The 25,949-nt window shown below is 36.1% G+C and carries 25 protein-coding genes, 1 tRNA gene, 1 other RNA gene and 1 riboswitch; of the genes, 19 read left to right on the forward strand and 8 right to left on the reverse strand.

The genetic code is table 11. The annotated features are described in order from the left end of the window. Window positions 1–172 precede the first annotated feature (172 nt). The 5 genes from KE503_RS06725 to KE503_RS06745 all read left to right on the forward strand — a co-directional run bounded on the left by KE503_RS06725 (window position 173) and on the right by KE503_RS06745 (window position 2,600). Window positions 173–718: a YcxB family protein gene (locus KE503_RS06725; RefSeq protein WP_022374485.1), complete on the forward strand. Its 546-nt coding sequence runs from the start codon at window positions 173–175 to the stop codon at window positions 716–718. Between the two features lie 17 nt (window positions 719–735). Beyond that, a complete protein-coding gene (locus tag KE503_RS14690; protein ID WP_262568766.1) occupies window positions 736–858 on the forward strand; it encodes a hypothetical protein in 123 nt (40 codons plus the stop codon). 114 nt (window positions 859–972) lie between these two features. After that, window positions 973–1,048: riboswitch (cyclic di-GMP riboswitch) on the forward strand. A gap of 122 nt (window positions 1,049–1,170) precedes the next feature. Then, a complete protein-coding gene (locus KE503_RS06735) occupies window positions 1,171–1,446 on the forward strand; it encodes a hypothetical protein (RefSeq protein ID WP_022374489.1) in 276 nt (91 codons plus the stop codon). Beyond that, window positions 1,443–1,895, forward strand: coding sequence for a response regulator (locus KE503_RS14865; protein ID WP_055197796.1), 453 nt, complete (start codon window positions 1,443–1,445; stop codon window positions 1,893–1,895). Before KE503_RS06735 ends, KE503_RS14865 begins: the two co-directional genes overlap by 4 nt. Before the next feature lie 72 nt (window positions 1,896–1,967). Next, complete coding sequence (locus KE503_RS06745) at window positions 1,968–2,600, forward strand: endonuclease III domain-containing protein (protein WP_022374491.1); 633 nt, start codon at window positions 1,968–1,970, stop codon at window positions 2,598–2,600. 115 nt (window positions 2,601–2,715) lie between these two features. Here the strand turns inward: KE503_RS06745 and KE503_RS06750 are convergent, their stop codons facing one another. Then, window positions 2,716–3,375, reverse strand: coding sequence for a YczE/YyaS/YitT family protein (locus tag KE503_RS06750; RefSeq protein WP_242852147.1), 660 nt, complete (start codon window positions 3,373–3,375; stop codon window positions 2,716–2,718). Between the two features lie 228 nt (window positions 3,376–3,603). Between KE503_RS06750 and KE503_RS06755 the strand changes: the two genes are divergently transcribed. Together KE503_RS06755 and KE503_RS06760 are read left to right on the forward strand one after the other, a co-directional pair. Next, the gene (locus KE503_RS06755; RefSeq protein ID WP_212384814.1) at window positions 3,604–4,467 is read left to right on the forward strand and encodes a LysR family transcriptional regulator; all 864 of its coding nucleotides are present in this window, start codon (window positions 3,604–3,606) and stop codon (window positions 4,465–4,467) included. Between the two features lie 17 nt (window positions 4,468–4,484). Continuing rightward, a complete protein-coding gene (locus tag KE503_RS06760; protein WP_212384815.1) occupies window positions 4,485–6,614 on the forward strand; it encodes a SulP family inorganic anion transporter in 2,130 nt (709 codons plus the stop codon). Window positions 6,615–6,647: 33 nt separating this feature from the next. On the opposite strand, the gene KE503_RS06765 is transcribed toward KE503_RS06760, so the two are convergent. Both KE503_RS06765 and KE503_RS06770 read right to left on the reverse strand, forming a co-directional pair. Continuing rightward, entirely contained in the window at window positions 6,648–7,163 is a 516-nt protein-coding gene (locus KE503_RS06765; protein ID WP_022374495.1) for a spore maturation protein, read from the reverse strand. Continuing rightward, on the reverse strand, window positions 7,160–7,732 hold the full coding sequence (locus tag KE503_RS06770; protein WP_022374496.1) for a hypothetical protein: 573 nt from the start codon (window positions 7,730–7,732) through the stop codon (window positions 7,160–7,162). Before KE503_RS06770 ends, KE503_RS06765 begins: the two co-directional genes overlap by 4 nt. 138 nt (window positions 7,733–7,870) lie before the next feature. On the opposite strand from KE503_RS06770, the gene KE503_RS06775 reads away from it, so the two are divergent. The 4 genes from KE503_RS06775 (at window position 7,871) to rsmA (ending at window position 10,597) form a co-directional block, all read left to right on the forward strand. Beyond that, a tRNA-Gly gene (locus tag KE503_RS06775) sits at window positions 7,871–7,941 on the forward strand. A 78-nt stretch (window positions 7,942–8,019) separates the two neighbouring features. Then, entirely contained in the window at window positions 8,020–8,967 is a 948-nt protein-coding gene (locus KE503_RS06780; protein WP_022374497.1) for an NYN domain-containing protein, read from the forward strand. Then, the gene (locus tag KE503_RS06785; RefSeq protein ID WP_022374498.1) at window positions 8,964–9,737 is read left to right on the forward strand and encodes a TatD family hydrolase; all 774 of its coding nucleotides are present in this window, start codon (window positions 8,964–8,966) and stop codon (window positions 9,735–9,737) included. The genes KE503_RS06780 and KE503_RS06785 overlap by 4 nt, the downstream gene beginning before the upstream one ends. A gap of 2 nt (window positions 9,738–9,739) precedes the next feature. After that, complete coding sequence (rsmA, locus tag KE503_RS06790; protein ID WP_022374499.1) at window positions 9,740–10,597, forward strand: 16S rRNA (adenine(1518)-N(6)/adenine(1519)-N(6))-dimethyltransferase RsmA; 858 nt, start codon at window positions 9,740–9,742, stop codon at window positions 10,595–10,597. On the opposite strand, the gene KE503_RS06795 is transcribed toward rsmA, so the two are convergent. Beyond that, entirely contained in the window at window positions 10,586–11,488 is a 903-nt protein-coding gene (locus KE503_RS06795) for a DUF6128 domain-containing protein (protein ID WP_249182994.1), read from the reverse strand. The two genes, rsmA and KE503_RS06795, sit on opposite strands and share 12 nt — an antisense overlap. A 73-nt stretch (window positions 11,489–11,561) precedes the next feature. Between KE503_RS06795 and tadA the strand changes: the two genes are divergently transcribed. The 7 genes from tadA (at window position 11,562) to KE503_RS06830 (ending at window position 20,098) form a co-directional block, all read left to right on the forward strand. Then, complete coding sequence (tadA, locus tag KE503_RS06800; protein ID WP_022375489.1) at window positions 11,562–12,044, forward strand: tRNA adenosine(34) deaminase TadA; 483 nt, start codon at window positions 11,562–11,564, stop codon at window positions 12,042–12,044. Further along, window positions 12,031–13,461, forward strand: a complete 1,431-nt coding sequence (locus tag KE503_RS06805) for a C1 family peptidase (RefSeq protein ID WP_212384817.1) — start codon at window positions 12,031–12,033, stop codon at window positions 13,459–13,461. The genes tadA and KE503_RS06805 overlap by 14 nt, the downstream gene beginning before the upstream one ends. A 120-nt stretch (window positions 13,462–13,581) precedes the next feature. Next, window positions 13,582–13,846, forward strand: an RNA gene (ffs, locus tag KE503_RS06810) — signal recognition particle sRNA large type. A 162-nt stretch (window positions 13,847–14,008) separates the two neighbouring features. Then, window positions 14,009–14,659, forward strand: a complete 651-nt coding sequence (locus KE503_RS06815) for a GTP pyrophosphokinase (protein ID WP_022375491.1) — start codon at window positions 14,009–14,011, stop codon at window positions 14,657–14,659. Between the two features lie 62 nt (window positions 14,660–14,721). Further along, a complete protein-coding gene (locus KE503_RS06820; RefSeq protein ID WP_022375492.1) occupies window positions 14,722–15,114 on the forward strand; it encodes a hypothetical protein in 393 nt (130 codons plus the stop codon). 155 nt (window positions 15,115–15,269) lie between these two features. Continuing rightward, entirely contained in the window at window positions 15,270–17,765 is a 2,496-nt protein-coding gene (locus KE503_RS06825; protein WP_022375493.1) for a hypothetical protein, read from the forward strand. 140 nt (window positions 17,766–17,905) lie between these two features. Beyond that, window positions 17,906–20,098, forward strand: coding sequence for a transglycosylase domain-containing protein (locus KE503_RS06830; RefSeq protein ID WP_212384818.1), 2,193 nt, complete (start codon window positions 17,906–17,908; stop codon window positions 20,096–20,098). Between the two features lie 147 nt (window positions 20,099–20,245). Here the strand turns inward: KE503_RS06830 and KE503_RS06835 are convergent, their stop codons facing one another. The 4 genes from KE503_RS06835 to murC form a co-directional block, all read right to left on the reverse strand. After that, window positions 20,246–21,415: a ribose-phosphate pyrophosphokinase gene (locus tag KE503_RS06835; protein WP_055197789.1), complete on the reverse strand. Its 1,170-nt coding sequence runs from the start codon at window positions 21,413–21,415 to the stop codon at window positions 20,246–20,248. A 56-nt stretch (window positions 21,416–21,471) separates the two neighbouring features. Continuing rightward, the gene (locus KE503_RS06840) at window positions 21,472–22,458 is read right to left on the reverse strand and encodes an ATP-binding protein (RefSeq protein ID WP_117944927.1); all 987 of its coding nucleotides are present in this window, start codon (window positions 22,456–22,458) and stop codon (window positions 21,472–21,474) included. 3 nt (window positions 22,459–22,461) lie between these two features. Beyond that, window positions 22,462–23,586 (reverse strand): DnaD domain protein, encoded by a 1,125-nt coding sequence (locus KE503_RS06845; RefSeq protein WP_055197787.1) that lies wholly within the window; start codon window positions 23,584–23,586, stop codon window positions 22,462–22,464. Window positions 23,587–23,833: 247 nt separating this feature from the next. Then, window positions 23,834–25,219: a UDP-N-acetylmuramate--L-alanine ligase gene (murC, locus tag KE503_RS06850; protein WP_055197814.1), complete on the reverse strand. Its 1,386-nt coding sequence runs from the start codon at window positions 25,217–25,219 to the stop codon at window positions 23,834–23,836. A gap of 306 nt (window positions 25,220–25,525) precedes the next feature. Here murC and spoVG point away from each other — a divergent pair, with 306 nt between their 5' ends. Continuing rightward, window positions 25,526–25,813 carry a septation regulator SpoVG gene (gene spoVG / locus KE503_RS06855; RefSeq protein WP_008392243.1) on the forward strand — a complete coding sequence of 96 codons (288 nt, stop codon included), beginning with the start codon at window positions 25,526–25,528 and terminating at the stop codon, window positions 25,811–25,813. Window positions 25,814–25,949: the final 136 nt, after the last annotated feature.

The following is a 25,949-nucleotide window of genomic DNA, read 5'->3' on the forward strand; positions in this document are numbered from 1 at the left end:
CATAGGGCTTAATAAGTAAATGACGGTACAGTTGGCGAACCAAATTCGATGAGTCTTTAGACTTAGCGTCGGTAATAAGCCCTTATAGGGCTAGTACAAACCACCGGCTAAGCCGGTGGTTTTGATTAAAGTATATGCGTTATCTTAAAAATAAAGCAGGGGGGGAAGGAATATGCTGCAACTAAATTACAAATTAACAGACGAAGACTACATAGAATTCAACGAATTTCATCAGTTAATTCATTCAGAGGTAGGAAAGAGAAATCTGTTTTTTCTAAAACTAGCAGGACCAATGATCAGTGTTCTTGCGATAGTAATTTTCATTTTGGCAAGAGCAGAAAAAATGTTGATCATTACAGAAGTAATTGTATTATGCATTTTTTCAATTGTATGTGTAGCACAGGCTAAAAAGATTATGAAAAGAGGTATTCGCAAGACAATTCTTAAAATGATAGAAACAGAAGGACTACCATTTGCAGAAGAAATAACATTAACTTTTACGGAAGATCAGATTATAGAGATAACAAAAGGCCAGGAAGTGAAAGTAGATTATCAAAAGGTAGAAAATGTTTGTGAAACAGAGACGGCTTTTTACATTTATATTAGTTCCATAGAAGCACTTATTATTCCTAAGAGAGTTTTAAATCAGGATATGGAAAAGAAATTAATACGAATAGTCACAGAGAATTTTGCACATCTTATTTCTATTAACAAATAAAAAAGGAGAGAAATAAGATGCCAGATATATTTTGTTTTCAATGCCAGCAGACAGCAGGCAATAAAGGATGTGTGGTAACAGGTGTCTGTGGAAAGCAGTTACAAATACACACCGGACCAAAGAAGCCGACCGATTGGTAATGGATGGATTATTTACAACAAACTGTATCATGCCGCCAAGAGAGAGTTATCAAGATCGCGTGTATACAACATCAGTTGTTGGATATGAAGGATTAAAATATATTGAACGAAAGAAAGATATAACGGCAAAGCAGTCGAAAGGCTGTGACGCAAAGCTATAGGGCCTTTGACATGGCAGCCAGTTGCACATTGTATAATAAGAGTGCAGGGGACACTGTAGATATATTTATCTATAGTGTTTTTTACATGTTTGAAGATATCAAGAAAGTATTTGACATAGATAAAAAGAGTATGAATAAGGAATAGGAAATAATGAATAAGGAGTTATTTAGGGAAGAAATAATATATTCTGTGGGTGATTCAAACTTGGAGGAGAATAGTTATGAGATGATCAAAGACGTGATCCGTAATAATCATGCAGTTGGATTTATGACAGGACATTATGATGAGAATCTGACAATTACGAATGTCAGTGGATTTTTACTTTATAATCTTGGATATGATTACAAGGAGTTTATGGAAATTACCAAAGGTTCACTTAAAAATTTATTTTATGGGGAAAATAGAAGTTTTTTGGAAATGATGTGACGATCATTATCTTATCGGCATATGATTATTCGGAGATCGAAGCAGAGGCAAGAGAGGCTGGAGTTGATGAATTTATAGCAAAATCATTATTCAGATCAAGGCTTACAGCAACACTAAAAAATATCATTGAAGGGAAATCCAATAAAGAGGCTAACATTGAGACTGCAGAAAATGGAAAAGAAGCCGTTGAAAAATTTGCAAATGCACCAAGTGGTTTTTATGACTTGATCTTTATGGATATTCATATGCCTGTAATGAATGGATACGAAGCAACGGCAGCAATCCGTTCCCACAGAAAATATAGAGAAAAACAAATACCGATCATAGCAATGACTGCCAATGCATTTGCAGAAGATGTTGTAATGGCGAAAAATGCAGGAATGAAGGAGCATATTGCAAAACCTTGGGAGATGAATCGTTTGTGCGAGATCATGCAGAGATATCTGTAATTTGACCAATTTTCTTTCCAGTGCTAAAATAACAAAAATAACCAAACAGCTTTTAGGGAGGATTTGCAATCAATGAACAAAAAAGAATTAGCATTAGAAGTAATTGAACGTTTGAAAAATGAATATCCAGATGCGGATTGTACACTGGAATATGATCAGGCATGGAAATTATTAGTCAGTGTAAGACTTGCAGCCCAGTGTACAGATGCAAGAGTTAATGTTGTAGTCAAAGGATTGTTTGAAAAATATCCAACTGTAGAAGCATTAGCGGCAGCAGATGTCGCAGATATTGAGGAAATTGTACGTCCATGCGGACTTGGAAAAAGCAAAGCGAGAGATATCAGTAAATGCATGAAAGTTTTAAGAGATGAATATGATTGTAACATCCCAACAGATTTCAAATCTATTTTAAGTCTGCCAGGTGTTGGAAGAAAAAGTGCCAATCTGATCATGGGAGATGTGTTTGGAAAACCTGCGATCGTAACAGATACGCATTGTATCCGTCTTGTGAATAGAATTGGTTTGGTTGATGGAATTAAAGACCCAAAGAAAGTGGAGATGGCATTATGGGAGATCATTCCTCCAGAAGAAGGTAGTGATTTTTGTCACAGACTTGTATGGCATGGAAGAGATGTCTGCACGGCAAGAACGAAACCACATTGTGAGAGATGTTGTTTGAATGATATCTGTCATCAGATCATTTAGAAGATTACTTAGCATTTATAATAAAAGAGTATGATAAAAAACCGTAATCACTAATAGTTTTTGTAGTGATTACGGTTTTTTACTGCATATTATTGTATATTGTTAAAGTTAAAAATTATGCCTGAAATCCTAAGTAAGCATTGATTCTTTTGTGGAACAGTGAAGAAAATACATTTGTAATATTTCCGCTTAAGAAAGCAGCGATCACAGTTCCGATTCCAACAGATGGTAATTCTGGAAGTAAAACAAAAGAAGCGACAGCAGAACATACTGTAAATAAAACTTCCAGACAAACTCTCACGGCACCAAAGCTTACATTTTTCTTCTCAGCGATACTCTTAACAAGACCTTCCATTGGCATAACAGCAAATCCAGAACTAATTGTAAATCCAACACCTGTAGATAAAACTGCACATGCAATAACAGATAATAAGATCTTTGCTGCAAGACCATGAGGCTCGATAAAGAATAAACCATAAGAAGTAAATTCAATAAATAAAGAATAAACAAATGTCAACCCAAGTTGAATAAACTGTATTTTCCCGAATTCACGGAGAACCACTGCTTCACAGATCAAAAATGTTGAGTTGATCAGAAAATTAAATAAAGCATAGCTGTGAACAGGGGAGAGATAACTTAAAGTTAAAGCCATTGTACAGCTTGGGGCAACTCCAAGAGTTGCTTTTAAAAATAAATTAGAACCAACAGACATGATCAGCAGTCCTAAAATATAAAACAATAATCTATGGTAGAAAAAAGTTTTTTCGTTTTTCATATTTTTATCCATCCTTTCTATCAAAATTCTATATTTTCATAAATTTATTTCCCTTTTGTGTTCTTATTATATAGAGGTAGAAGTAAGTATTGCAATTCCAGTTAAGACTTGATATATTCCATGTAGGAATATATACAGAAAATAGCAGCTAAAAGTGATTGAGTATGATGAAAAATGAGAATAAAAAGTGTAAAATGAAATATATGAAAATAAAAGAGGATTATAAAAATGGAAATACAACAGCTATATTATTATATGGAATTATGCAGACAAAAGAATTTCACAGAGGCTGGGTATTCTTGTAATATGACACAAGGTGCATTGTCAAAGCAGATCAGAAAGCTGGAAAATGAATTAGGAACAACATTGATCCGTAGGAATACCCGGAGATTTGAGTTATCCAAAGAAGGGGAAATCTTTTTGTCTTATGCAAAAGAAATGACATCAATGTATGAAGAAATGCTAAAAAACATACAAAAAAATAAAGAGATCAAAATTGGATGTATGCCAGTACTTGCACCATATCATTTTGCAAGAATGGTAGCAGATTTCAAAAAACAATATCCGGATATAAAAATGGTGATAGACGAAAGGATTGCAAGTGAGATTCAGGAAAATTCAGATAGTTATGACTTTTTGATCTTAAGAGAAAATACAATGGAAGATGAGAAAAAATATCGATTTACGCCATTATATGATGACCGGCTATGTGCAGTTATTCATAAGAAACATCCATTATATGTGAGGAAAAAAATCCAGCTAAAAGAACTTTGTAATGATAATTTTATTTTCCCAGAAAAGGGAAGCGGAAGTTACGAAGTATTTTCTAAGGCTTGTGAAAAAGCAGGATTTAAGCCAAATATAATTTTTGAATTTCCACAGGCGAATACGATTATGAGTTTTGTAAGTGAAGGAGTTGGGATCACGATCACATTTCCAACAGTATATAACGAAGCAAAATGTGATGGGATAAAAATGATACCGTTAGAAGAAGAATTTCACTCAATGATTTCGTTATTTTATAAGAAAAATAAGCCTTTAGATTATGCACAGAAGCAGTTTCTAAATTATATGAGGGAACATTTAAATTAGAAAGAAGGAATGGAAGAATGACATTAGGACATACAATGAAGAATTACAAAAAAGGAAACCTGATGCATGATGTGATCACGGGAATTATCATTATGGCAGTATCTATACCGATTTCTATGGGATATTCACAGATTGCAGGACTTCCAGCGGTTTATGGATTATATGGATCTGTGTTTCCGATCATCTTATTTGCACTATTTTCTACATCACCTCAATTTATCTTTGGGGTAGATGCAGCACCTGCAGCGTTGGTAGGGTCAGCACTTTTAGGAATGAATATCCAAAGTGGTTCCAAGGAAGCACTTGCAGTCGTTCCAGTCATCACGTTTTTTGTGGCAGTATGGTTGATCGCATTTTATCTGATGCATGCAGGGAAACTTGTGAATTATATTTCGGCACCAGTTATGGGTGGATTTATTACAGGAATTTGTTCAACGATCATTTTGATGCAAGTACCAAAACTTATGGGTGGAACTGCGGGAACGGGAGAATTATTAGAACTTTTGGAACATATAGAAAAAACAGTAGAACAGATCAATCTTCCGTCACTGATCTTAGGGATTGTTTCACTTATTATCTTATTGGGAGCCAAAAAGATAATGCCAAAATTCCCAATGGCAGTAGTGATGATGGCAGCAGGAGCAGTCATGACACAGGTTTTGCCGATGAAAGAATGGGGAATCAAGACATTGGATGCAGTATCACCAGGACTTCCAAGATGGAGTTTTCCTGATCTTACGTTAGTTCCGATGGACGAAGTAGTAACGATCAGCTTGTCAGTAGCAGTTGTTATTATGGCAGAAACACTTCTTGCAGAGAATAATTTTGCACAGAAAAATGGATACCGTATCAACGATAATCAGGAATTGTTTGCATTTGCAGCGGGAAATTTTGTGGCGGCATTGACTGGATGCTGTCCGATCAATGGATCTGTTTCAAGAACAGCAATGGGAGAGCAGTATCAAGGGAAAACGCAGTTAATGAGTATTGTGGCAGGATTATCAATGATCATTTTACTGCTTTTTGGAACAGGATTTATAGGATATCTGCCGATACCAGTGTTGACAGCAATCGTAATTTCAGCACTTCTTGGTGCAACAGAATTTGAACTTGCAGTGAAACTTTGGAAAGTCAGTCGTACAGAATGTTTCATTTTTTGGGGAGCGTTTATTGGTGTACTGCTACTTGGAACGATCAATGGTGTACTGATCGGAATTATTTTATCATTTGCGGAAATGGTAATTCGCTCATCAAAACCAGCAAGTTGTTTCTTAGGAATTCAGCCGGGACATAAACATTTTCGTGATCTGGCAGAGAGTAGGCAGATTCATGAGATCGAAGGAATTGTGATCTATCGATTTAGCAGTAATCTATTTTTTGCAAATGCAGGGGTGCTGCAGCAGGATATTGAGCAGGAGATTGAACGTAGAGGAAATATTAAAGCGGTAATTCTTGATGCAAGCGGAATCGGAAGTATCGATATCACGGCAGCAGATCGACTTGAGATTCTTTATAAGTCATTCAAAGAACAAGGAATCAAGTTTTACATCACAGAGCATATTGCTGGTTTAAATGAGCAGATGAGAAAGCTTGGGATTGGTTATCTGATTGAAGAGGGATGTGTTAGAAGAACAATCCATATTGCATTAAAAGATATGGGAATCAAACGTCCATATCCATTAGAAGGCGGAGTCGATAATGAAGAAAGAAGTGCTTCAAGAAAGCGTGTGGACAATCGGATGCAGGAGTTTGTCTGGGCATTTGGTTCAGAGACAGAAGATCAGATTGAGAAACAGATCACACGCCAGATCGAGCAGCTAAAGCAAAATGGAAATGTAGAAAATCTGTTGCATGGAAGATGGTCACATATGGAAGCGTTTGATGAAGATGAATGGTTAGAACATTTGGAAGAACATTTAAAAGAGATTGTAAATATTTCCGGAAAAGATGAAAGGACGCTGGCGGCACGTTTTGAGGAACATCGAAGAGAAATTCATGAACGAATCATGAAAGAACATCCAGAACTTGCACAGAGATTTAAAGAGAGAAGGCATCGTCTGGATGAACATTTGAAAGAGAAAAGACCAGAAGTTTATGATCTGGTTGTCAGTTTCCGAGAGATGGAAAATAAAAAAGATTTGGAATAATAAAATTCTTTTGGAAAGAGAGATTTTGATAGGCTATAAATAACACAGTACAATAGAAATCAGGGTTCCTGTAAACACAGCAAGTAATGCACCAGTCAGAGTATAACGGATTTTTTTAATTCCAACCACAGAATAATATACAGATAATGTATAAAAACAGGTCTCTGTAGAGCTGAGGATCACAGAGGACATAAATCCCGCTAAAGAATCCGGACCAGAAGTTTTATAAATATCCAATAAAAATCCAGTTGCAGCAGAAGAAGAAAAAAGTTTTGCAAAAATCACAGGAAGAACTTCTTGAGGAATCTTAAGCAGACTCCCGACAGGGGTCAGAAAACGAACAATCAGGTCAAGAGCACCAGAAGAACGAAAGATCTGAATTGCAAAAAATAAAGCAATCAAAGTTGGAGCAATCTCAAATACGATCTTAAAGCCGTCCATAACGCCTTCAAGAAATGGTGTATAGATATCCTTCCTCTTTAATGTTCCATATAAAATAAGAGTAAATATAAACATTGGAATTACAAGATTTGCAAGAAATGTGATCATCGTTTTCGGTCCTTCCATTTGATATAGATAACAGCCATGATCGTGGAAGCAAAAGTTGCGATCAGTCCAGGAATCAGTACTTTCGTTGGGTTTACGGAACCATATTGGCTGCGGTAAGCAATGATATTGATCGGAATCAGCTGCAAGGATGAGATATTTAAAATAAGAAAAGAACACATTTCATTGGTTGCGGTATCTTTATGAGGATTATTTTTTTGTAATTCTTCCATAGCTTTTAATCCAGAAGGAGTTGCAGCCCAGCCAAGCCCTAGCATATTTGCAATAATATTAGTGCTGATGTATTCTTTTGCTTTTTTGTTTTTTAAATTGGGGAAAAGAAAGGAAAGGAAGGGAGATAACATTTGCTGAAGTTTTGTAGTGATTCCAAGAGATAAGGCAATGCTCATGAGTCCAGACCACAGACCAACAATTCCAAACATAAGGATGCAGAGTTCTACAGCTTCTTTGGAGGAAGAAAGAATTGTATCGGAAAGTACAGCAATCTTCCCATTAAAGCTTCCAACGATCAAGCCAAATAAGATCATAAAACACCAGATAGAATTCATCATAAAATATACTCCAAGAAGCCTTTACAATAATTTATTCAAAAAAATAAAAAAAATTCAAAAAAACACTTGCAATTTATAAAAAGTGATGGTATAGTATTACTTGTCGCTAGGGAAAACAAATAACAGCGAACAAGATATGCGGGTGTAGTTCAATGGTAGAACTCCAGCCTTCCAAGCTGATCACGTGGGTTCGATTCCCATCACCCGCTTGGTATTTACTTAAGGATATATTCGAGAGGATATATCCTTTTTTCATTTTATAAACAATTTTAGATATGAGGGAAAATATGGTAGAAGAAGAAAAGAATCAGTTTGCAGTTCTGATCGATGCAGATAATATCAGTCCCAAGTATGCACCTATTATTTTTCAGGAACTTGAAGCATATGGATTTCCATCTTGCCGAAGAATCTATGGAAACTGGTCAAAGGCAAATGGGTGGAATGAAGAATTATTATTAGAGTATTCCATTATTCCTGTACAGCAGTTCGCTTACACTTCAGGTAAGAATGCAACAGATATGGCAATGGTTATTGATGCAATGGACTTATTATATGGGAAGAAAGTGGATGGATTTTGCCTGGTAACTAGTGACAGTGATTTTACAAGGCTTGCGATGAGACTTCGAGAAGAGCATATGTACGTTATTGGTATGGGAGAATCCAAGACGCCGGTTGCATTGACAAGAGCATGTAATAAATTTATACATCTAAATCTTCTGTATGAAGCAGACAGGGATAAAGAAGATGAGATTGAAAATAATGAGATTGAAAATGTAACATCATTAGACGAAATTTCTTGCACAATTGCGGATATCATCAGTGAAAATGGAAATGCACCAGTTGATTTAGGGAGAATTGGAAACCGACTGAATGAGAAATATTCAGATTTTGATGTGCGAAATTATGGATATACAAAATTAAGTGTGTTGATCGATGAAGAGATGGATAATTTTGTGATCGTTCAGGAAGATACCAATTGTTATGTGGAATTTAAAGAATTGACAAGCAGAGAAACGATTGAAGAAGAAGTGATTCTTTTTGTAAAGAAAAATGGAGGTTCACTGGAGAATTTATCAGCCATAACATTAGAATTGAAAGATAAACACAGCGGATTTAATATAAAAGACTATGGGTACAGCCGTATGTCAAGTTTTTTACGAAGTATTCACTGCCTTGCAGTTAACGGAAATACAGTTAGATTAAAGAGACGAAGAGAGAAAGGGGAGAAACGATGATATTTGATACACATGCACATTACGATGATAAGCAGTTTGATCAGGATAGAGAAGAACTGTTGGTTTCTATGAAAGATAATGGGATCGGAACGATTGTTGATGTAGGATCTAACATGGAAACATCTGCATGGATCGTAGATGCAGTGAATCGATATCCGATGATGTATGGAGCTGTTGGAGTTCATCCAAGTGATACAGCTGATCTTACAGAGTCAGATATGGATACATTAAAGGAATACGCAGGCAAAGATAAGATTCTTGCAATCGGTGAAATTGGACTAGATTATTACTGGGATGAACCAGAACGTGAGATTCAGAAAAAATGGTTTGAAGCACAGATTGAGCTTGCCAGGGAAGTGAGATTACCAATTATTATTCACAGCAGGGATGCAGCAAAGGACACATATGATATAATGAAATCATTACATGCAGAAGACATCGGAGGAGTGGTTCATTGTTTTTCATATTCCAAAGAAATGGCAAGACAATTCCTTGATATGGGATTTTATATTGGAATTGGCGGGGTTGTGACATTTAAAAATGCAAAGACATTAAAAGAAGTTGCAGCGTATGCACCATTAGACAGAATCGTATTAGAGACAGATTGCCCATATCTGTCACCAGAACCAAACAGAGGCAAGAGAAATTCTTCTCTGAACTTGAATTATGTAGCAGAAGCGCTCAGTCAGATCAAAGGGATTGATAAAGAGGAACTGATCGCAGTCACAGAAGAAAATGCAAGAAAATTGTATCGTATGAAAGAGGTATAAGAGTGAAACTTGGAAATCCAAAAAATACAATAGAAGTAATCCAAAAATATGACTTTGATTTTCAGAAGAAATTTGGGCAGAATTTCCTGATCGATGAACGTGTACTTGAGAAGATTATTTCCGCTGCCGAAGTAAATAAAGAAGATTTTGTATTGGAAATCGGACCAGGAATTGGAACTATGACACAGTATCTTGCTGAAAATGCAAGAGAAGTCATGGCAGTCGAGATTGATAAGAATCTGATTCCAATCTTATCAGATACATTAAGTGCATATGACAACGTGTCCATTTTAAATGCGGATATTTTGAAAGTTGATATCGCAAAGATTGTAGAAGAAAAGAACGGCGGTAAGCCTGTAAAAGTGGTTGCCAATCTTCCATATTACATTACAACACCGATTATTATGGGATTGTTTGAAAGTCATGTGCCAATCGACAGCATCACAGTTATGGTACAGAAAGAAGTTGCAGACCGCATGCAGTCAGGCCCTGGAACAAAGGACTATGGGGCATTATCGCTGGCAGTTCAGTATTATGCAGAACCATATGTGGTAGCAAATGTACCGCCAAACTGTTTTATGCCAAGACCGAAAGTAGGTTCAGCAGTTATTCGTCTGACAAAATATAAAGATGCACCGATCAAAGTTACAAATGAAAAGCTGTTATTCCAATTGATCCGTGCGTCTTTTAACCAGAGAAGAAAAACACTTCAGAACGGAATTAAGAATTTTGGTGGGCTAAACTTCTCCAAAGAACAGGTAGCACAGGCATTAGAAGAGATGGGATTACCAGCATCTGTCCGAGGAGAAGCCTTAACTTTGGAACAGTTTGCAACACTTGCAAACATATTAGATCGGTAAGATAAAATAGCCGAAATTACCAGTTTTATGAGGCTTTAAAGGAACTGTGATAAATGTTTTAAATCCAAATAAACGAGAGATAAAAGCTTTTTCGTTATCAAAGATTCCAGGAATTCCGAGATAACGCTGGCCGCTGTCAGCATCTTTTGCAAGCATCAGATGGCCGAAATTTCCATAATTTAAAAGAAGGAATCCATTTGCTTTTACGTTGTCATCAAGGTCAGGAATCTGATCAAGATCTTTTAGTGTGATCTTAATGCTAGGATCAAGGCTGTAAGAAAGAGGCATTGGCAAGGTGGGATACTCCTTCCAGTCAAAACCTTTAACAGGATCAGGATGCCGGATATTTTTGGCATCCTTTTCTAATTGAAGAGCTTCAATATACTCAGAAAGTCCGGAAGTTTTTGTCTCCGCGATCTCTTCTATCTCTTCTATCTCTTCTGTCTCTTCTATCTCTTCTGTTTCTTTAGTTTCCTCTGTTTTTTCTATCGTTTCTACTATTTCTGGTTTGGCATCCGGAATTTCCAAGGGCTTAAAACTCCGGATAATGATCGGAAGTTCTTTCCATTGTGACCCAAAGAAATGTTCATTTGAGTGATAGATCAGAAAACCATCCATTTCTTCAAAATTTTCAATTACAGGATAATTCTTTTTAAATTCGATGATTGCATCACTTCGTCTGATCGTATCAAGAAAAATTCCCTCCATTGTACCTTCATGAAAATGATAAAAATAAATTTTATATTCCAATGCCTGATCATTTGTCTTTACATGAAAATATACCCGCAGTTGATTCTGGCGCTTTTCTATTTTGGCAAAACCAACATTAGAACCTTTAATTCCATGGTGATATTCATACAGATAGGATACAATACGCTGATAATCTGACAATCGTCTACTCTCTTTTTGATTCATTCTATGTTATAATAGAAAAAAATATGACATAGATATAAGGGGAACAGACGTGACACAAGAAGAAAAATATATGAAAGAAGCAATCCGGCAGGCAAAAAAAGCAGCAGCAGTCGGTGATGTACCAATTGGGTGTGTGATTGTTCATGAAGATAAAATCATAGCCAGAGCTTATAATCAGAGAAATAAAAAGAAAACAACGTTAGCACATGCAGAATTACTTGCAATCCAGAAAGCCAGCAAGAAGTTAGAGGATTGGAGACTTGAGGAATGTACAATGTATATTACACTTGAACCATGTCAGATGTGTGCAGGAGCGATTGTTCAGGCGAGAATTCCAAAGGTTGTTATTGGAGCAATGAATCCCAAGGCGGGATGTGCGGGATCTGTTTTGAACATTTTGCAGGTAGAACGGTTTAATCATCAGACAGAGATTGAACATGGAATTTTAGAAGAAGAATGCAGCCAGATGTTATCAGATTTTTTCAGAGAATTAAGAAGGAAGAAAAAGGAGGAAAAAAATGCACAGAATTAAGAAATTAACAGCAATACTGTTATGTGCAGGAATAATGTGTTTATCTTCAATTGAGGGAGTATTTGCAGCACAGAAACCAACAGGATATCATTCTATTCATTTAAATATAGAGTCACCGAAGGAAAGTCAGCAGAATAAAACTTATGCAAGATCATATGCCGGATATTATAATGCAGCAGAACAAGGTCTTGTCACATTAGTAAAGAATCAGGGGAATACAGAACTTTGTTGGGCATTTGGCTTGGCATCGCTAGGTGAAACATCATTAATTAAACAAAAGAAAGTAAAAAAGAATGTTGATTATTCAGAAAAACATTTAGGATATTTTATGTATAATCGAACAAATGATGCGCTGAATAACACAAAAGGAGATGCAACAAAAGTATCAGGAAACTGGAAATATTCAGGTGGAAATGCACAGCTTGCGATGATCACATTAACAGGATGGTATGGGCTGGCCAACGAGAGTACAGCTCCATTTAATACCAATAAATGGACATTATCAAGCAAGCTTGGGCAAAAAGATGCTGCGATTTTAAAAAATGGATTTTTCCTTGGAAATAATCCATCAATCAATGTAGTAAAATCTTACATAAAAAAATATGGATCAGTTGTTGTAGCATATCATGCACCAGAAACGACAGAGGAAGATGAAAAATTCTACGATAGATCACATAAATCTTATAATTGTACATTATCAGAGGATGCAGCAAATCATATCGTAACAATTGTTGGGTGGAATGATAATTACAGTAGAGATAAGTTTGGGGAGGCATCAAAACCAAAGAGAAATGGTGCATGGATCATAAAAAACAGCTGGGGAAACAAGGAAGAAGACAAGGGATATACCTATATATCTTATGAAGATAGATCTATGTGTGAATTTTTGTCAGGTCAGTTTGTAAAGTCATCTACATATAAATACAACTATTTTTATGATGGATCAGCAAATCCATCTGCATACCGATTGAAGAAAGGTCAGCAGATCGCTAATATATACACAGCGAAAAAAGGAACAAAGAAGAAAAAAGAGACGCTAAAAGCAGTCAATGTAGTTACAATGAATCCAAATGTAAAATACAGCATTCAAATATATAAAAACCCGAAGAAAGGAAAACCGACATCAGGAAAGAAGCTGTTAAAACGTGCTATGACAGGAACGATCAAAGAAGCGGGAACACATACGATCGATCTGAAGCAGAAAGTCAGACTGGTCAAAGGAGAAAAGTTCTCTATAGTTATTAAGATAGGTTCAACAGCACTCATCGGATGCGATCACAGTGACAATTTTGGCTGGATCAGATTTGTGAATAAAACAGCGAAAGGACAGAGTTATGTCTGCTTGAAGGGAAATAAATGGTATGATATGTATTCTGCAAGACTTACAATGAGGATTAAAGCATACACAACAACATAACAGAAAAATAATAGAATTTATTAAAAAAGATAATAACTATTGACCTTGAGATAACTATTTAGTATAATCAAATATGCATCTTAAATCTAAGATGCCAAAGATAATCAAGTCATAAAGTTTCCGTGCTAGCCGGGGAGGTAGCGGCACCCTTTTTCTGCAATCCGCTATAGCAGAGGTGATGGTCTTGTTTCGGGTTGCCTTCTGTAGAGCTGCCCTCTACAAGTGGCGTTGATATCTGGGTCTCACGCAATAGGAATCCACGAACCGTGTCAGGTTGGGAACAAAGCAGCACTAAGTGGAACCTTCTATGTGCCGTGAGGGTGCCTGGGTTGAGTTAACTATAGAGGTAACGTCTGTGGAAGGCGACACAAGGCAGGCCGCACGGATTTTTTTATTATCATAGAAATTAAACTTATCATTTTTCATTTCATTTAACCTCAGTTTATAATTGAGAAGTCTAAGAAATTTCAGCAGATTGTACACTATTGAATACAAATCCAAACAGTGTTAAAATAGAAACAGCAAACAAGGTAAGGAGTGAGTAGACATGAGAGAATTAGAATTACCTGATGTACAAGATGTAATGCTTGAATATCGAAAGATTAAATTATTATATCGTTCTGCATTAAAAGAGATTAGAACAAAGTTAGAGATATTAAATGATGAGTTCCGTTTAGTACATCAGTACAATCCAATTGAACATATAGAATCAAGACTTAAGACAGATGAAAGCATCACTCGTAAGCTGATGAGAAAAGGAAAAGAGATTACCGTAGAGAATATTCAGAAATATATCGATGATATTGCAGGAGTAAGAGTCATCTGTTCATTTACACCCGATATTTATAGAATTGTTGATATGATCGCATCACAGGATGATATAGAAGTATTGAAGACAAAGGATTATATGCTGAATCCAAAGATCAATGGATACAGAAGTTATCATCTGATCGTAAGAGTGCCGATCTTTTTGTCTGATAAAGTTGTTCGTACGAAAGTAGAGATTCAGATCAGAACCGTAGCGATGGATTTCTGGGCATCTCTGGAACATAAGATTTATTATAAGTACGAAGGTAATACACCAGAGTACATTAAGCAGGAATTAAAAGAATGTGCAGATCTTGTGGCATTCTTAGACAGCAAGATGTTAGCAATCAATGAAGAAGTGAGAAGTATCAGAAAAGAAAATGGTGAATAAGACATGCATTTTTTCTCAAGAATATCATAAGATATGATTGATAGAGAAAAAGGAGCATAAAGATGGCGGATAGAGAAGGATTAGGGAATCTTCCAATATTTGATACAGAAATAAGAACAAGCAGAGAGCTGATAGCACAGGAACAGAGGCAGGAAGATGATTATCAATATATCATTCGGATGTATTCTGCACTGGCGAGAGAGATTCTAGATCAGATTGAGGATGCTTGTGATCAGATGGAATATGATGGAAGCAGAATGTTTGACGAATATATGGATCGGACAATGCTTCTTTCAATGGCAGATAAGATTTATGATAAGATGAATTACCAGGAGAAAGAAGACTGTCCTAAGCAGGAACGCAAGCTACATCAGATGATCGTAATTCTGATCGGAGGAGAGATCTATCACAGACGCTGTCGCTACCGTACAAAGAAAAATATGTTTCGATCATAGATTAATAAGGCCGGGAGAAATCCCGGCAATTGTTTTATTTACAGGATAAAAAGTCCTTTGCACATCTTAAACATTTCTTAAAATGGTTGTATAAATGTACAAAAAAAGATAAAATGAACAATAGAAAGCTTCACGGAATGAAAAAGGAGAATATAATGAAGCAAAATAAAGTGATACAGATTGCAATATTTGGGGTCATTTTTCTGATCTCATTATTTATATGGAATTATACATTAGTAGGAAGAAATAATCAGGGAGTGACAGAAACACAACAGCCGACATTCCCTTTATTAACAATATCTGTAGATGGAAAAGATATCAATGAATTACATGGTTATCAGGGAGATGTAGATGCATCACTGATCCGTGATAGTATCACACCGGTATATGAAAATCAGGTAAAAGTAATCCTAAAGGATGCAACAGAAGATATCAGTGTTGTATCATATAAGCTTTATGATACAGATAATAAGACTGTTTTGGGAAATGGTGATACAGCTTTTCATAAGGGAAAAGAAAAAAGTACTGCCAATATACAGATCAAAGAACGCTTGGAAAATGGAAAGACATATTTGATGGAGTTATCTGTAAAGCAGGATAATAAAACGATCCGTTACTTTACAAGAATTATCTATGGAACAAGTTTCCATCTTAAGGAATGTCTGAATTTTGCAGAGAAATTCCACAATGCGGCATTGACAGAAGGAAATACTGAATTTATCAGTCAGTATTTGGAAACAGCAGAAGGTACAACATCCAATAACCTTTCGAACGTAACATTGAAATCAACACAGGAAGCAGTTTCATACGCAACATTAAAACCTCAGGTAGAGAGTATTTATCCGGCAACAGTAAAAGAAATTTCAGATAATGTAACATCTGTTGAATTAAGATATATTCTTTCAGCTGAGAACAGTGACGGGACAAAACAGTATTATCAAGCAACAGAATATTTTAGGATTCGTTATGCAAAGGACAGAATGTATTTGTTAAATTATGAGCGCAATATGGAAGCTTATATGAGATATGATACGATTGACAGAAGTAATAATAGAATCTTACTCGGAATCGGAAGCAACCAGAAGCAGGTTGTCAGCAAAAAAGGCGGAAAGAAAGTCGCTTTTGTTGTACAGGACGAGCTTTGGTATTATGATTACCAGAAGTCTAATATGTACAAGGTATTTTCTTTTGAAGGAGAAGATTATCGAGACAGCCGTAATAATTATCAGAAGCATGATGTTCAGATCATGAAGATGAAATCTAATGGAGACATTTCGTTTGTGGTATACGGATATATGAATCGTGGAAAGCATGAAGGTAATAATGGTATTGCGGTATATCAGTTTAGTGCTTCAGACCAGAGGATAGAAGAATTAGCATTCATTCCAACAAAGATACAGTATGATATGATGAAGAATGATATCAAGAAAGGTGCGTTCTTAAGTGATGATGGAGATTTCTATTTCTATCTGGATGGTGCTGTATATCAAGTTGATGTTGAATCAGGAAAGAGTAAGATTCTCGCAAAAAATATTACAGATGATATGACAGTTATTTCTGACAATGGAATGCTGGCATTAAACCAGTTCAAAAATAAAATCAAGATCATAGATCTTGCAACACAAAAAACAGATAACATTTCTTGTGGCAAGAATGAAGTTTTAAGACCAATAGGATTTATAGGCAAAGATTTTATCTATGGAATTGGAGAAAAATCAGAAATCGTAAGACAAAAAGATGGTTCTTATCTGTATCCTTTAACAAAGGTATTTATCAGAAGTAATAAGAAGAATGTTAAGACATATGGAGAAGACGGAACTTATATTACGGATGCCAACGTAGATAGTACAACAATCTCATTGACACATTCACGAAAGAGTGGAAAAGGATATAAGAAAGTGAATGAAAGTTATATCCGTTACAAGGATAAGAAAGAAAATAAAGTTGTCTTGGAATATGGATATACAGGGACAAGATTAAATCAGCTTTACCTTGGATTCCCAGAGGATGTATATATTCAGACAAGACCAGATTATCTGTCCACAAATGTTGAAGAAGCAGACAATGATACAGAGATTACATTTGCAGAGAATGATAATAAATATAACGATGCATATGTATATACAGGTGGCAAGCTTTCAGGAATCTATAGCAATATGAAAGATGCTATTAAAGTTGCCGAACAAGGTGGCGGAGTTGTTGTAAATTATAATCAGATGTATTTATGGGAAAAAGGTATTGCACAGAATTATGGAAAAGCTTCTAATATTCCGATGATCAAAGCAGAGAATAAAGACGAAACAGATATTGCATGTATTCTGATGATGGCAAAGGCAGATGGAATTGATATCTCTTACAATAAGATTAAGAAGATGTCAGGAAGCACATATGACAAGTTAAATAAGGTATTTAAGCATAGAGCAGTAAACTATTCTGATTGCAGTATTGATGATATTGTTTATGTGATCAGTAAGGGTCGTTCATTTATGGCACAGAGAAAGGATGGAACATTCATCGTTGTTATGAGTTATAATCAAACAGACCTAAGATACTATGATCCATTGACAGGAAAATCTGTAAAGACAAACCGTAAGAAGCTTGAGAATGAATTTAAACAGGCAGGAAGTGTTTATTATGGATATGCGAATTAGTATATTTTGTCTTTAAAGTGCAAACTATGTCGAGACAAAAGTTTTAGTTATGATATATTTTATGTTAAAATTAAGATATATATCCGGAGATATTCCGGAACAAATGTAAGCAGTAAAAACAAACGAAAGGTGAAAGGAATATGGCTGAAGAAACAAAGGAAACAAAAAAGATTATTCCCGAAAGCAAGAAAAAGAAGAAACGTAAAAAGAAAAAAGTTCTTTTAAAAGTTTCAGTGGTCTTTTTGTTGTTGGTCGTAATCGGCTGGTTTACTTTTGGGGCAAAGGTTATGAAGCTTAGAAGTGAGGCCAAAGAACTCGTCGCACAGTCGAGTGAGGATACATTCAAGGCATCACAGACAAGTATTGTATATGACACCAACGGAAAGCAGTTACTGAAGTTTAAAGGTGAGAAAGATGTATATTACCTAAAATACAAAGAACTTCCGGTTTATGTCATAGCTGCTGTAATTTCTGTGGAAGATAGGAATTTCTACAAACACAGTGGTGTAGACTATAAAGGAATTTCACGAGCTGCGGTAAGTTATGTCGTACACAAAGGAGCAATCACACAGGGTGGAAGTACCCTTACACAGCAGCTTGCAAAGACTGTATTTTTGAATCGACAGAAAACATGGAAGAGAAAAGTAAAAGAAATTTTCATGGCAGTAGAACTGGAGAAGAAATATTCAAAAGAACAGATTTTGGAATTTTATTTGAATAATGTTTATTATTCAAATGGATATTATGGAATTCAGGCAGCAAGCCAGGGATATTTCAGAAAAGATGCGAAGAATCTGACAATGTCAGAAGCAGCATTTTTATCTGCAATTCCAAACAATCCAACAATTTATGATCCACGTACAAATAAAGAAAATACGATCAAACGTAGAAATAAGATTTTGAAAGATATGTACGAACAGAATCTGGTCAAAAAAGATCAGTATGAAGAAGCGTTAAATGAAGACATTGATGTGAAGAAAGCACAGAAAACTAAGACAGAGAAGAAGAACTATATAGAGACCTATGTCATTCACTGTGCAACAAAAGAGATCATGAAACAGAAGGGATTTGAATTCAAGGATGATTTCAGTTCTAACTCTGAGAAGAAAAAGTATCAGGAAGAATATGATAAGATGTATGCAGAGTGTAAGAGAACATTATACAGTGCTGGATATCATATTTACACATCCATTGATCCTGATGTTCAGAAACAGCTGCAAAAAAGTGTAAATAATGCGTTATCTGGATATACGGAGAAAGATAAGAATGGTATTTATAAAGCACAGGCATCTGGTACATGTATTGACAATGATACTGGAAAAGTAGTTGCAATCGTTGGTGGACGTGAACAGAAGAATATCGGTTATACGTTAAACCGTGCATATCAGAGTCCTAGACAGCCAGGTAGTGCGATCAAACCATTACTTGTATATGCACCAGCATTAGAGCATGGATGGTCTGCTGGATCAACAGTAAATGATTCTCCGATGGCATCAAATGATAAGCATCGAGTAAGAAACTCACATGGTTCTTACTCTGGACAGATCTCTCTTAGAAGAGCAGTTCAGAAATCAAGTAACGTTGCAACTATGCGTATATATGAACAGTTGACACCGAAGACATGTTTAAAATATCTGGAAGAGATGAATTTTAAATATTTGGAACCTTCAGATTATAAATATTATACGACATGTATTGGTGGTTTCAGAAAAGGAACAACTGCTGAAGAAATGGCAGCAGGGTATGCAACTTTGAAGAACAATGGTGTATACAGAGAACCAACATGTATTACAAAAATTACAACTTCTGATGGAGATGAAGTAATGTCATCTTCTACAAAGAAGAGAAGAGTTTATTCAACAAGTGCAGCAAAACAGATGACAGATGTATTAAAGAGTGTAGTAACAGGCGGAACTGGAGTGGGAGCTAAAGTACCGAATGTTGATACCGCAGGTAAGACCGGTACAACAAATGATAACCGAGATGGGTGGTTCTGTGGATACACACCTTATTATACAACTGCAATCTGGGTAGGTAGAGATGATTATAAAATCATGCCAGCATTAAGCGGAGCATCTTATCCAAAAACTATATGGAGCAACTTTATGAATATGATACATTCAGAGTATTCATCTTCAGATGCATCAGGTACAATCACAGAAGATTATTCAAATTATGATGGAGGAGACTATCAGGCGACAACATCAACACAGGCTACAAGCACTGGAAGGGTAGAGACAACAACAGAAGCGCCAACAACGGCAGCACCAACAACAGAAGCGCCAACGACAGCTTCACAGTCTCAGGATAATAATTCGTCAAAGGAACAATAATATTGTACAATAAAGAAGCGTACGGGAAATCTTAATGATTCCTGTACGCTTTTTGTTTTTTTGATTCTTTTCATGTTATGAACAAAAGAAATTTAAATATAATAAAAAAGGATCTGCTGATAATAACAGATCCTTCTATATTACAAATTAAAGATTTTTCTTTTCAAGATATTCTTTGATACGTTCTGTTGGATTTAACAGATCACTGATTGATGCGTCATGATTTAATGTATCAATTAACAGTGCAACGTATTTAGATACATCAGAAGATGCATACCAGTCACGAGATAATAATTCAGGTGTCTGATAAGTAAGGTTTGTAGTGATAACCTTTTCAATGATACCTTCTTCAACAGCACGATCAAATACTTCTAATCCATTTGTGAATAAACCAAATGTAGATAAGCAGAAGACACGACGTGCATTTCTGCGTTTTAATTCTTTCGCTACATCGATCATACTTTCTCCAGAAGAGATCATATCATCAATGATCAGTACATCTTTACCATCTAATGAATCACCAAGGAATTCATGGGCAACGATTGGGTTACGGCCATCAATAACTGTAGAATAGTCACGACGTTTGTAGAACATACCAACATCAACACCAACAACGTTTGCCATGTAGATTGCACGTTGCATAGCTCCTTCATCTGGACTGATAACCATTAAGTGGTCTTTGTCGAAGTGAACGTCTTTACACTGTTCAACTAATGATTTTACAAACTGATAAGTAGGCTGAATATTATCGAATCCGCTGATAGGAATCGCATTCTGTACACGAGGATCATGTGCATCAAATGTCAGAATGTTATCAACACCAAGGTTTAATAATTCCTGAAGCATAACTGCACAGTCAAGGGATTCACGAGTACTTCTCTTATGCTGGCGGCTTTCATATAAGAAAGGCATGATAACATTTATGCTCTTAGCTTTACCAGCGGCAGCACTGATGATACGTTTTAAGTCAGCATAATGATCATCTGGAGACATATGGTTCACACGTCCACTTAAAGAGTAAGTAACGCTGTAATTTAATACGTCAACGATGATGTATAAATCCATGTCACGAACAGATTCGCGAATGATACCTTTGGCTTCTCCAGAACCAAAGCGAGGGCAACTAGCATCTAAAAGATAAGTATCTCTTAAATATCCATCACAAGCAACAGAGTCTTTGAAATCTTTGAAAGTTTCAGATCTCCACTGAATGATATAGTTGTCAATTGTTTTTCCAAGTTCTTTGCATCCTTCAAGGGCAATGATTCCAAGTTTACCGTCTGGAATCTTAGTAAAGTTACGGTCAGATCGTCTCATGATACTATCTCCTTCGTATATTGTTCTTTATATTTTTTTATAACATTATAAATAAGTTACGTCAAGTTCGATTTTTTGAAACGGATATCATCTCCATAGATTTTCTGCCAGGAATAATTCTCTATAATTCTTGAGAAGATTCGTTCCGAGTAGGTATTTCGAAATTCCTGAAGAGATAAATTGGTAGAAATAATTGTGGATTTCTCTTGGATCAATCGTTCATTCAAACATTGAAACAACTGTGAAATCACAAATTTGTTAATCATCTCTGTACCAAGGTCATCAATGATCAGTAGATCGCATTGAAAGATCAGGTTAGCAGAAGTCTCCTGTTGAGCATTCTTTTCTCTGCCAAAGGTATGTTTGGCAAGTGTATCGAAAAGTTGAAAAGCTGTCATATAGACACAGGTAAATCCGCGGTTCATGATCTCCTTTGCAATACAATGACTTAAAAAAGTCTTCCCAACACCAGTGGAACCCTGAAATAAAATGTTGTCGTGATTTGGAAATCTGGAAATAAAGGTTTTGCAGTGTTCCACAACTTTCTGGATGTTGCGTCTTGGACTTGGAAGACCTTGTTTGGTCATCTGATCGGAGTAATAATCTTCTCTGAAGGTCCGAAAATTCTCCCGGGCTAAAATCTTAGCCATATTAGAACCGGAATACAGGTGATCGATCATCGCCTGATGAAAACAGGAACATGGTTCCTGCCCAATATATCCGGTGTCTTTACACTTCTTACAATGATAGATGGGTTCCAGATAATCAGATGAATATCCGGCCTCGTGTAAGAGAGCCTGCTTCTTCTCGATCAAAACATGATTCTTCTTACGGTAGTTTTCTCGTAAAGCAGGATCATCACTGACGATAAGCTGCTTTCCAAGAGAAATTGAATTGGAAGTAATCTGTCGGTCAAGATCTCTGATCTCTGGAATGGTTGTATATATATCTTTCTTGCGCTGTTCATGAAGACGGTAATTAGAAAGCCGCCTTGCTTCATATTGGCGCATGATATCCTGATAATCGTTATTTGATAATGACATAAGTTAGTTCTCCATGAGTTCGTTTGCGAACTGTTTCTGTAAAAGCTGCTGCTCTAACGCATCAAAATCATAATCACGCTGAGTAAAATTATGCATAGTATTCTGGTTATTATTGTTAGCAAAAGTCTTAGGAGCCTTCTGCTGTACATGGAAGTTCTTAGCATCTTCCAAGGTTACAATATGGTTATCTTTCCAATGTTTTAGGATGGTATCTGCATATGGAAAACTTGGTTTATTGATCGCATTGATTGTTCGGTTACATGCTTCGATGATCAATGGAAGATCAAAACCATCTGTCTCAAGCCATCGTTTCATATATTCTTCCTGAACAGGTGCAGGATTCTGGTTTAATCCGAAAGCACGCATAATAGAATAATATTCCTTACGGAAATTTTTGCTGTATGCTTTCGCTTCATCTGGAGTCTGAATATTGGCTTCATACCAGTTGATCGCTACAGACTGCATATAACGGAAACTCTTCTTGCCATTGGAAACACAATGCTCTACAAGATATTCAACTAATTCGCAGGACATCTTAAGATCCTCGATCATATAAAGTAATGTGTTCATATCTGTGCAGGTAAGAGGTTTTCCTAAAAACATTTCACATACATAAAGAAGATATGAGAAACGTTCGTCTTCACTCTTACGCTGTAATTCAGCAGGGGACAAAGTCTTCATTGCTGGGATTGCTTCAGCACCAATAGAAGCCTGTTTTTTTGCTGTAAACTGTTCTGTCTGGGAAGAGACAGTGGATGAAGCTGTTATAGACTGTGCCTGTGAATCTGGCTGTGCAGTCTGTGCATTGGAAATCTGTTCAGGAGAATGTGGATTGCCACTGACAGGGAGAAGTTCAATAAAACTGATCTCACCATCTTTTAATTCCATGCGCAGAAGTGATTCTTTCTCCCAGTACTTTAACGCACGAGTAACATCACGCTCCGTAAGTTCCAGTACGTCTGCCAGACAAGGGATGCTGAAGTTCGCACCATCAGAAACCATACGCAGAAGATAGATATACACTTTGATATATTCACCATTCGCACGGATCATGTAATTATCAACAAAAGCGTTTGGAAGCAGCGTTCCACCGGTTGGATATGTGGTTGTTACTTTAATGTAATTCATGGCAATTTCTCCTTCTTTTATTATTGTTAATCTGACTATAACGCAGATTGGAGAAATTGTAAATACCAGGGAAATCCACAGCCCAATTGTGTACAAGTATGTGGATAATGTGGATAATGTGGACAAAAATCGTAGAATTATGGAAATAAGCCATTTACAAAGATTTTACAAATGTGGAAAAGGATAAAAGAAATCCACAGATTTGTTTATCAACAATTGTGTACAAACCTGTGGATAATGTGGATAACTATCTATTTACGAGAGAATTTCCGATAGAATCGACGTTTCCTGCGCCCATAGTTATCAACAGATCATTTTTTTTGCAATTTTTTAAAATAAATTCTTCAATGTCATCAAATTCCTTAATATAATGCACATCTACATCATAATCTGCCATACGATCTACGATATCTTTGGAACTTACGATACCAGTATCTTTCTCTCTGGCTGCATAGATATCAGTTAAGATCACATGATCACAGAGACTTAATGCCTTAGCAAAATCATCAAGGAATGCGATCGTTCTGGAATAAGTATGTGGCTGGAATACACACCATAATTCATTATGTGGATAATTCTTTGCAGATTCCAGAGTTGCACGGATTTCTGTTGGGTGATGAGCATAATCATCAACAACAGTGAAGCCGTTGCATGTACCTTTTAATTCAAAACGACGTTTTGCACCAGTGAATCCAAGAAGCCCTTTCTTTATCGTATCAATATCGATACCGATACGTTTTGCAGCAGCGATGGCAGCCAGTGCGTTCTTTACATTATGCTCTCCATTGACATTTAACTGGATATGGTCAACATATTCTCCTTTAAAATAATAATCAAAATGTGCATGTCCAAATGCATCATATCCAATATTCTTTGCACAATAGTCGTAAGAATCATTTTCCAGTCCAAATGTTGCATATTCTGCTTTTAATCCGTCCACAATATAATCGATGTTCTCAATTTCACCATTGATGATCAGGTAACCATAATCAGGAAGTTTGTGAGCAAATTCACGGAAAGAATGGCGGATATCATCAAGATCCTTGAAGAAATCCATATGATCTTCTTCGATATTAAGGATAATACTGATCTTAGGGAAAAACTCTAGGAAACTGTTTGTATATTCACATGCCTCTGTTACGAATGTTTCAGAATGTCCAACACGGATATTTCCATTGATCGCATCAAGGATTCCACCGACACTGATCGTAGGGTCTGTGTTACCAGCAAGTAAAATATAAGATAACATAGAAGTAGTCGTTGTTTTACCATGAGTTCCAGATACAGCGATCGCATTCTGGTAATTGTGCATCATCTGGCCAAGCAGTGTGGCACGTTTCATAACTGGAATGTTACGGCGTACGGCTTCTTTATATTCTTCGTTTGTATCGAAGTTGATGGCAGCTGTATATACAACAAGATCAATATCATCTGTAATATTATCAGCAGTCTGGCTTAAGTAAACTTTGGCACCTTTATCTTCCAAGTGTTTGATGATATCAGAAGTATGGACATCGGATCCAGAAATAGTAAATCCTTCTTTGATAAGAATTTCAGCAAGACCACTCATGCTGATACCTCCGATTCCCATAAAATGAATATGAATTGGTTTGTTAAAATCTATTTGATACATTTTCATGTGTCCTTTCTTTCTATTTTGATATAGTTTCATTGTTTTCCTTATTATAAGTCACTGCAACTAAACTTGCAAGACGGAGATTGAATTGGAAAATATTATAAGTATCATAAAAATATGGATAAAAAAGTAGTAAAATGTTATAATAAAAAAGGGGATAAAAAACAAGTTTTTGTTCACAATTGCTGAAAATAGTGTTATAATAGAAACTAGCATATACGGTCGAAGAGAGAGAAGAAGTTACCAGAGCCTGACCGGAGAGCGAATTTTAGCTAAATTATTAGAAACTAGGAGGATGACAACATGCAAATAACTGATGTACGAATTAGAAAAGTGGCCAAAGAAGGTAAGATGAAAGCTGTTGTGTCTATCACGATCGACAACGAATTTGTGGTACATGATATTAAAGTAATCGAAGGGGAAAAAGGTCTGTTTATTGCAATGCCAAGTCGTAAAGCGGCAGACGGTGAATATAGAGACATTGCACATCCGATCAATTCTGATACAAGAAATATGATCCAGACTTTAATTTTAGAACAATACGAAGCAATGAATCTGGGGGATATTGACGCAACAGCGCCAGAAGTCTAAGAGAATAACTTCTTCTTTAATTTACGCAGGAAGAGAATCAGGGTTGACCGCCTGGTTCTCTTTTCTGCTATAATAAGGTATCATGATTTACGAAGCTAAGATACGAAAGAGATATTATTAAGAATAAGGAGGTTTG

Origin of the sequence: Anaerostipes sp. Marseille-Q3525, from assembly GCF_018223505.1 — a bacterium.
Classification (GTDB): domain Bacteria; phylum Bacillota; class Clostridia; order Lachnospirales; family Lachnospiraceae; genus Anaerostipes; species Anaerostipes amylophilus.

What these genes read in the sequence shown, in the direction of transcription:
- KE503_RS06725 (WP_022374485.1), top strand. Translation starts at nt 173, where the DNA reads ATGCTGCAACTAAATTACAAATTAACAGACGAAGACTACATAGAATTC.
- KE503_RS14690 (WP_262568766.1), top strand. Translation starts at nt 736, where the DNA reads ATGCCAGATATATTTTGTTTTCAATGCCAGCAGACAGCAGGCAATAAA.
- KE503_RS06735 (WP_022374489.1), top strand. Translation starts at nt 1,171, where the DNA reads ATGAATAAGGAGTTATTTAGGGAAGAAATAATATATTCTGTGGGTGAT.
- KE503_RS06745 (WP_022374491.1), top strand. Translation starts at nt 1,968, where the DNA reads ATGAACAAAAAAGAATTAGCATTAGAAGTAATTGAACGTTTGAAAAAT.
- KE503_RS06750 (WP_242852147.1), bottom strand. Translation starts at nt 3,375, where the DNA reads ATGAAAAACGAAAAAACTTTTTTCTACCATAGATTATTGTTTTATATT.
- KE503_RS06755 (WP_212384814.1), top strand. Translation starts at nt 3,604, where the DNA reads ATGGAAATACAACAGCTATATTATTATATGGAATTATGCAGACAAAAG.
- KE503_RS06760 (WP_212384815.1), top strand. Translation starts at nt 4,485, where the DNA reads ATGACATTAGGACATACAATGAAGAATTACAAAAAAGGAAACCTGATG.
- KE503_RS06765 (WP_022374495.1), bottom strand. Translation starts at nt 7,163, where the DNA reads ATGATCACATTTCTTGCAAATCTTGTAATTCCAATGTTTATATTTACT.
- KE503_RS06770 (WP_022374496.1), bottom strand. Translation starts at nt 7,732, where the DNA reads ATGATGAATTCTATCTGGTGTTTTATGATCTTATTTGGCTTGATCGTT.
- KE503_RS06780 (WP_022374497.1), top strand. Translation starts at nt 8,020, where the DNA reads ATGGTAGAAGAAGAAAAGAATCAGTTTGCAGTTCTGATCGATGCAGAT.
- KE503_RS06785 (WP_022374498.1), top strand. Translation starts at nt 8,964, where the DNA reads ATGATATTTGATACACATGCACATTACGATGATAAGCAGTTTGATCAG.
- KE503_RS06805 (WP_212384817.1), top strand. Translation starts at nt 12,031, where the DNA reads ATGCACAGAATTAAGAAATTAACAGCAATACTGTTATGTGCAGGAATA.
- KE503_RS06815 (WP_022375491.1), top strand. Translation starts at nt 14,009, where the DNA reads ATGAGAGAATTAGAATTACCTGATGTACAAGATGTAATGCTTGAATAT.
- KE503_RS06820 (WP_022375492.1), top strand. Translation starts at nt 14,722, where the DNA reads ATGGCGGATAGAGAAGGATTAGGGAATCTTCCAATATTTGATACAGAA.
- KE503_RS06825 (WP_022375493.1), top strand. Translation starts at nt 15,270, where the DNA reads ATGAAGCAAAATAAAGTGATACAGATTGCAATATTTGGGGTCATTTTT.
- KE503_RS06830 (WP_212384818.1), top strand. Translation starts at nt 17,906, where the DNA reads ATGGCTGAAGAAACAAAGGAAACAAAAAAGATTATTCCCGAAAGCAAG.
- KE503_RS06835 (WP_055197789.1), bottom strand. Translation starts at nt 21,415, where the DNA reads ATGAGACGATCTGACCGTAACTTTACTAAGATTCCAGACGGTAAACTT.
- KE503_RS06840 (WP_117944927.1), bottom strand. Translation starts at nt 22,458, where the DNA reads ATGTCATTATCAAATAACGATTATCAGGATATCATGCGCCAATATGAA.
- KE503_RS06845 (WP_055197787.1), bottom strand. Translation starts at nt 23,586, where the DNA reads ATGAATTACATTAAAGTAACAACCACATATCCAACCGGTGGAACGCTG.
- murC (WP_055197814.1), bottom strand. Translation starts at nt 25,219, where the DNA reads ATGTATCAAATAGATTTTAACAAACCAATTCATATTCATTTTATGGGA.
- spoVG (WP_008392243.1), top strand. Translation starts at nt 25,526, where the DNA reads ATGCAAATAACTGATGTACGAATTAGAAAAGTGGCCAAAGAAGGTAAG.